This window comes from Nonomuraea sp. NPDC049784 (genome assembly GCF_040659615.1).
Classification (GTDB): domain Bacteria; phylum Actinomycetota; class Actinomycetes; order Streptosporangiales; family Streptosporangiaceae; genus Nonomuraea.
Window position 1 is genome coordinate 1 of the sequence record NZ_JBFAMX010000557.1, and the last position, 6,785, is coordinate 6,785.

The window sequence follows — 6,785 nt, forward strand, 5'->3', positions numbered from 1 at the left end:
CTGGCAGGTCGCCGCGGACGCGAACCTGGGCGGGCAGACGTACCCGGACCAGAGCCTGTATCCGGCCAACTCCGTCCCCGCCGTCGTGCGCCGCATCAACAACGCGCTGCTGCGCGCCGACCAGATCACCTGGTCGGAGGGCGACTTCGACACCCCGTACTGGCTGGCGCCCATCGTGGCCGACGCCGAGGCCGGCTTCGGCGGGGTGCTGAACGCGTTCGAGCTCATGAAGGGCATGATCGCGGCAGGCGCCGCGGGCGTGCACTGGGAGGACCAGCTCGCCTCGGAGAAGAAGTGCGGCCACCTGGGCGGCAAGGTGCTCATCCCGACCGGCCAGCACATCAAGACCCTGAACGCCGCCCGCCTCGCCGCGGACGTCGCCGGAGTCCCCACGCTGATCATCGCGCGGACCGACGCACAGGCCGCGACGCTCCTGACCAGCGACGTGGACCCGCGCGACCAGGAGTTCGCCACCGGCGAGCGCACAGCGGAGGGCTTCTACCGGGTCAGGAACGGGCTGCAGGCCTGCATCGCCCGCGGCCTGGCGTACGCGCCGTACTCTGACCTGCTCTGGATGGAGACCGGCACACCCGACCTGGACGTGGCCCGCGAGTTCGCCGAGGCGATCAAGGCCGAGTATCCCGACCAGATGCTCGCCTATAACTGCTCGCCGTCGTTCAACTGGAAGAAGCACCTGGACGACTCCACCATCGCCAAGTTCCAGCGGGAGCTGGGGCACATGGGGTACAAGTTCCAGTTCATCACGCTCGCCGGGTTCCACTCGCTGAACTACGGCATGTTCGACCTGGCCCAGGGGTACGCGGCCGAGGGCATGTCGGCGTATGTGGAGCTGCAGGAGGCCGAGTTCGCCGCCGAGTCGCGCGGCTACACGGCCACCCGGCACCAGCGTGAGGTCGGGACCGGTTACTTCGACCTGGTCAGCACGGCCGTCGCTCCCGACTCCTCGACGGTCGCACTGCGCGGCTCAACCGAAGAAGAGCAGTTCAAGCACTAGTTTCCGCACTCGCCGGCCACCTCCAGGGCATGGGATGGTTCACCGGCGAACGGGCCGCGCCGGTCCCCCCAGCCTGGCGCGGCCCGTCTCTTTCCCGGCGCTGCATGTCCGGACCGGCTCTAGAGCAATCTCTGGCCGAGACTTTTGCCTCTCTCGTATGACTGCAGCCATCCCCGCGACTAGCTTGAAAGTGATCGCTAGGCCATATCGATGTCTTTCTGCGACCGCTATGGCGTTCCGAGTCCGGGCATCGCCCTGAACTTCACGACCGGCGCGAGGTGATCTCTCTCATGATCAAGACACGCACTGCTCTGGCTACGTGCGCGATGGCGATCTCAGTTCTCGCCTTCCCTGTGGTGGGCTCAGCTGAGTCCGCAAGCGCAGAGCCTGCGGCTCAGCAGGCCGTCACCGAAACGGCCGCTTACGTGATTCCATGCACCCATGGAAGGCATTCCGCTGAGTGCCGCGCCCGACACGGCCGCAGCCACCACGAAGGCCGTAGCGATCTCGAGGAGCAAAGCCCGGCCACTGGCCAGGTATGCACCAGCGGCAGTGTGGTCGGCTGCTGAGCCATCGCCGGCAACGTCGCGATCGCTCCGCCTCCGCCGGCGTACATAAGGCTCTCGTGGAGCAAGGCGCGGGTAGTCGGCGAACCGGCCAGGTTCGCGGTCCTTACCGGCCCTCCACCGAGACGGACTAGCCTAAAACGTTCTCGAAAAGATTATTCCAGAGAGAAGAGATCATCTTCCCTTATGAAAGCGGATATGGCGAGGGCGACGGCCAGGACAACCTGTAGCTCCCGCCCCACAGGCCGCTGGCAGACGCCCCGATCGCCGCACTGGTAGTGAATCGCGCGCCAGTCGCCACGCGTTACCTTGACGCTTGAAGGGGAACTCGTCCTGGTATCAGCGGGCCAAGCGGCGCCGGCCCCGCTTCGCCACGAGAGATCGGGCGAAGCATGTGCAGTTCAGGAATGGAACATTTAACGCAAGAAAAACACTTGCCACGCAGACGACTCCGCATGCTACGGTTCAGATCGTTGATCTACTCCGAATCCCCGATCCGTCGGGCGCGGAGCGAGTACGGGTCGAATGGCGTCGGTTATCTCTTTTCGCAAAAAGATCCCATCCGGCGCCGCTTCTCACATCCGTACCCCGTTCCTTGCTCTGCGGCCGCCGGTGGGGTCCGGTGGGGATACGGGTCGAAGTTCGTCGGTTACCACTTTTAATGGGGCGGGTCGCAGGTTCGAGTCCTGCCCGGGGCCAACGCTCCGGTAGCTCAGTTGGCAGAGCACCTAAACGCCGGTGGACATCCCACATCCGTGTCTTCTCCGGACTTCACCGATCCACTCGTCAACCCTGCCGGGGCACAGGTCGAATATTGTCGGCACGGGCATTTCGCGGGCGAGCCGACACAGGCGGAGCTGGAGCGGTTCTTTCTCCTGGACAAGGCCGGCTGGTGGTGACGGTGCGCGCCGAGGCAGCCGAGCGTCTGCACCGTGCCCTGCGTGACCAGAGGGCCATCGTGGATGGGGGCGGCGGAGCGTGGGGTCAGGGTTCCGCGTGTCGGTCGAGGCCGAGGGTGGCGATGAGGTCTTCGTGGAGCTCGAACCAGACACGATGGCAGGAGTCGACGTCGGTGCGGTCGACCCAGGCAGTGCCTTCCCCGGCTCGAGCGCGCGCCAGGGCTGTGGTGAATCGTGTGTCGTATCCGCGGAACCGTGCGAGGACGCTCCCGAGCCGGTCTGCGAGTGGCGTGAGTGCGCGGTCGATGCCGGCGAGTTCGTAGAGGATTCTGGCGTCCCAGGCGTAGTCGGAGTGGTCGTTGACGGCGAGCCGATCATCGGTGGTGGGCCGGAGTTGCCAGTCGGTGCAGGCTCGTAGCAGAAGGGCGTTCAGCGGGAGGAACTCGCGGTAGACGCGACGGACCTCGTCGGCGCCGCCGACGCGTGCGAGCTCGGCCGCGAGCCGGCGCTCGTTCTCGGCTCGGCCCGGTTCAGTCAACGACCAACCTCCGGTGCCGGCGAAGGCGGTGTGCTCAACCCAGCCGCGTGTCTCGGCGTCGCGCAGCACCTCTTTCGTCTCGGCCGCATCGAGCCCGTACCGATGAGCGATCACGGGAGTGTCTGCGAACCCGGTGATGCGCACGGCGTGCAGGACCAGCAGGTCCGACGGAGAGTCCCGCGTCACGAGTCGGTGTCCTGTCGTGCCGTCAGGCGGTTGTAGTGCTGCTGGCACGCCTGCGGGGAGTTGAACCCCATCGCCTGCGCCATCTGTGCCCAGGTCAGTCCTGCGCTCCGGGCCGCGAACAGCAGGCCGGCTTCGAGTCCTTCGACCTCGGCGCGTGCGGCCGGCAGGAGGGCGAGCGCGCTCAGGATGTCATCCGGGCCCAGGTCGGCGTGGCGCCAGACGGCGAACTGCACGAGGTCGATCGCCGACGGCGGGACGGGCGGGGGCCGCCATGGACGGGCTTCGAGCGCATCTGCGCCCAGGCCCAGAAGACGCTCACGCGCGTCCCGCTCACGGTGGGCCTGGGCGTGGTCAGCGTGTGCGGCGTGAGTGATGTCCTGCTTGCGTGACATGCAACTCATGATGCACAATCAACAAAATATTGTCAATAATTCATTGAAATGGGGAATGGGTGATCATACCCCTGATGGAGGCTGTTGCCGATACGTGCGGGGGCAAGGCCGGCGCACTCGGCGCGTTGCTCCGCGCGGGCCTGCCGGTTCCTGACGGCTTCGTCGTCTCGTTCGCCGCGTACCTCGCCGCTGTCCGCGACCTGGACCTCGGGCGCTTCGCCGAGGAGTCGGACGATCTTGACGCGGCGCGGCAGGTGATCGAGGCCCGCCCGCTCCACGCCACCGTGATCGACGCGCTGGGACGCGCACTCGACGGGCTCGGCGATCCGCCCGTGGCGGTGAGATCGTCGGCAGCGAATGAAGACACCGGTCAGGCATCGGCCGCCGGTCAGCACGAGAGCTTTCTCGCTGTGCGCGGAGTCAGCGAGGTCGCCGATGCCGTACGTGCCTGCTGGGCCTCGCTGTTCTCTCCACGTGCCCTCGGCTACTGGGGTGTCTCCGGCCGCGACCACCAGCCGTGCGACGATCTCGTGATGGCCGTCATCGTCCAACGCCATCTGGATGCCGAGGTATCCGGGGTCATGTTCACACCCGCCGACCCGAACGACGCGACCCAGATCGAGGCGTCCTGGGGCCTCGGCCCCAGCATCGTCGGGGGCAAGGTCACCCCTGACGCCTACCGCGTCGCCAAGGACGGGTCGGTCACACGCACCATCGCGGACAAACGGGCCCGCCTTGACCGGCGCGGCACGCATCTCGTCATTCGCGACGTGCCCACCCGTACCCGGGACCAACCGACGATCGACGACGCGACCGCCACGCAGCTGGCCCAGCTGGGCAAGGAGATTGCTGCCGTACTGGGTGGACCGCAGGACATCGAGTGGTCGATCGTCGACGGCCGTACCTGGGTTCTGCAAGCACGGCCGGTCACCGCCGCACCCCCACCACCAGCATCACCTTCCGGCGCCTCGGATACCCCAGCCGCCACACTCACCGGAACACCAGGCAGCCACGGGACCGTGACCGGCACCGCGAGGATCGTCCGCGGCCCCGGCGACTTCGCGCGCGTGCACCCGGGCGACATCCTCGTCTGCCCCTTCACCGACCCCGCTTGGACGCCGCTGCTGCGCATCGCCGCCGGCGTCGTCACCGAAACCGGAGGCGTGCTCTCCCACGCCGCGATCGTCGCTCGCGAACACGCCATCCCCGCCGTCCTCGGCATCCCGAACGCGACGAGCAGGCTCCACGACGACACCATCATCACCATCGACGGCACCACCGGCACCGTCACGGCGGCAAACGCCTGACTGATCACTTCCGTCCCTGGCCGGGAGCCATTGCCGGAAGTCGCATCGGATCGAAAGGAGATGGGGACGGGCCCGCACGAACACCGCGCCCCTGACTACTGATGACAGCGCGACACCTCTACCTAGCACGCCACGGCGCGGCCGACGCGTTCGGGGAGCTCACCGGCATCGGGCGCCGGCAGGCGGGCCTGCTGGGCGAACGGCTCGCCAGCGTACCGGTCGACGCCGTGTGGCACTCTCCGCTACCACGCGCCGTAGCAAGCGCGCACGAACTCGCCCGGCATCTACCGAACGTGCCCGTGACTGAGGCCGCCGAACTCGTCGACCACCTGCCCTACGTTCCCAGGGCAGCCGAAACACCCCCGTCCTGGGCCGGCTTCTTCGACGGCTACGACGACACCGAGGCAGCCTCGGGCCAGAGGCTCGCCGAGGCCCTGGTTGCCCGGTTCGCGAAGGCCCCCGACACGACCACGAAAGGGACCCAGCCCGACACACACGACGTCCTGGTGACGCACGCCTTCCAGATCGCGTGGCTGGTGCGGCACGCACTGGACGCGCCGCCATCCCGATGGCTCGGACTGAACAGCGCCAACACCGCACTGACGGTCATCGAGTACCGCAACGGCCTGCCGCCCACGATCGTGATGTTCAACGACATGAGCCACCTACCGCCCGACCTGCGCTGGACCGGGTTCCCAGAAGGCGTGAGGCCGTGAGGTGGCTCGTACTGTCCGTACGCGCTCCTCAGCTACACGCTCGGGAACGACCTCTACCTGATCGACCTGACTAAGATCCAGTAGCCGTAGGCGTCTCCGAGACGGACACGGAGGGGTCCGGTGACTCGCCGGGCCCGTCCTGGGGGATCGTGGAGATCGAGCCCGACGGCTGCGGGCAACTCCGCCTGGCCGCGTTTCCCCTCCTTCTGCTCGCCGGGTTCGCACACTCGCCCGGATCGTCGCCCCCGGGGTCGCCGGGGCCGCTCGTGTTCGGCGGCTGGAATGTGTTCTTGCGCTCGGGCGAAGGGTCGAGCAGGGTGGACGGACTCTTCGTGCGCGTGTGGGAGACGGACTGCGTGGGCGTGGGCGTGGTTGTCACAGGCGCCGTCACCAGGGCCCGTGTGGGCGGGAGGGCGCCGGTGGGCGTGGCCGAGGGGCGGACGGTGGATTCGGCGCTGCCGTGAGGCTGCACGACCGGCGGGTTGCCGGGCAGCAGCGAGCCTCCCCCGATGCTCATCCCGTCGCCGCCCGCCGCCGCGATCACCGTGATGGCCGCGATGGAGACCGTGGCGAGGGCGGCGAAACTGGCGTGCGACAGGTGAGCCCCCGCATTCCTCCTGCGTCTACGCGTACCGGAACGCTCCACACCATCTTCCGGTACGCCGGACGGGTCGGAACCGGTGTCGCCGGGCGGCCCCGCGAGGCGTACCCTCCCTCCCCCGGGCGGATAGGGCACCGGCGTCCAGATCTCCTCCAATACCCCGGCCACCGCCTGCCGCAGATCCCAGGGCTCACCGACGCCCCCGGCCGCCAGCAGCACCCGCAGCAGATCGGCAGACCTGGGGCGGTCGGCGGGATCCTTGGCCAGCGCGGCCTCGACGGCGGGCTGGAGCATGGCGGGCACGCCCGCGACCCGCGGCGGGTCGAACAGGATGCGCCGGGTCAGCACATCAGCCTCGCCGCCGCCGAACGGATGATGCCCCGCCGCGGCGAACGCCACCAGGCACCCCCACGCGAACACGTCCGACGCGGGCACCGCGGGGCCGCCCGTCAGCCGCTCCGGCGCCACCCATCCGGGACTGCCCATGACCTGCCCGGCCTGCGTGTGCGCGGCCAGCGTGTCGACGTCGCGCGCGATGCCGAAGTCGATGACGCGCGGCCCCCGC

7 protein-coding genes are annotated in these 6,785 nt (G+C 68.4%); 4 read left to right on the forward strand and 3 right to left on the reverse strand.

All coding sequences use genetic code 11. The annotated features are described in order from the left end of the window. Positions 1-1,015, forward strand: a 1,015-nt coding sequence (gene aceA / locus AB0J09_RS51660) for an isocitrate lyase (RefSeq protein WP_360709061.1), incomplete at its 5' end; no start/stop codon positions are given. Between the two features lie 1,321 nt (positions 1,016-2,336). Then, positions 2,337-2,480 (forward strand): hypothetical protein, encoded by a 144-nt coding sequence (locus AB0J09_RS51665; RefSeq protein WP_360709064.1) that lies wholly within the window; start codon positions 2,337-2,339, stop codon positions 2,478-2,480. Positions 2,481-2,565: 85 nt separating this feature from the next. On the opposite strand, the gene AB0J09_RS51670 is transcribed toward AB0J09_RS51665, so the two are convergent. Together AB0J09_RS51670 and AB0J09_RS51675 are read right to left on the reverse strand one after the other, a co-directional pair. Further along, complete coding sequence (locus AB0J09_RS51670) at positions 2,566-3,204, reverse strand: transcriptional regulator (RefSeq protein WP_360709067.1); 639 nt, start codon at positions 3,202-3,204, stop codon at positions 2,566-2,568. Further along, positions 3,201-3,596 (reverse strand): DNA-binding protein, encoded by a 396-nt coding sequence (locus tag AB0J09_RS51675; protein WP_360709070.1) that lies wholly within the window; start codon positions 3,594-3,596, stop codon positions 3,201-3,203. The genes AB0J09_RS51670 and AB0J09_RS51675 overlap by 4 nt, the downstream gene beginning before the upstream one ends. Positions 3,597-3,670: 74 nt before the next feature. On the opposite strand from AB0J09_RS51675, the gene AB0J09_RS51680 reads away from it, so the two are divergent. Together AB0J09_RS51680 and AB0J09_RS51685 are read left to right on the forward strand one after the other, a co-directional pair. Next, entirely contained in the window at positions 3,671-4,903 is a 1,233-nt protein-coding gene (locus AB0J09_RS51680) for a PEP/pyruvate-binding domain-containing protein (protein ID WP_360709072.1), read from the forward strand. Positions 4,904-5,004: 101 nt separating this feature from the next. Further along, a complete protein-coding gene (locus AB0J09_RS51685; protein WP_360709075.1) occupies positions 5,005-5,619 on the forward strand; it encodes a histidine phosphatase family protein in 615 nt (204 codons plus the stop codon). A 70-nt stretch (positions 5,620-5,689) separates the two neighbouring features. Here AB0J09_RS51685 and AB0J09_RS51690 read toward each other — a convergent pair. After that, positions 5,690-6,785, reverse strand: a 1,096-nt coding sequence (locus tag AB0J09_RS51690; protein ID WP_360709077.1) for a protein kinase, incomplete at its 5' end; no start/stop codon positions are given.

What these genes read in the sequence shown, in the direction of transcription:
- AB0J09_RS51675 (WP_360709070.1), bottom strand. Translation starts at nt 3,596, where the DNA reads ATGTCACGCAAGCAGGACATCACTCACGCCGCACACGCTGACCACGCC.
- AB0J09_RS51685 (WP_360709075.1), top strand. Translation starts at nt 5,005, where the DNA reads ATGACAGCGCGACACCTCTACCTAGCACGCCACGGCGCGGCCGACGCG.
- AB0J09_RS51680 (WP_360709072.1), top strand. Translation starts at nt 3,671, where the DNA reads ATGGAGGCTGTTGCCGATACGTGCGGGGGCAAGGCCGGCGCACTCGGC.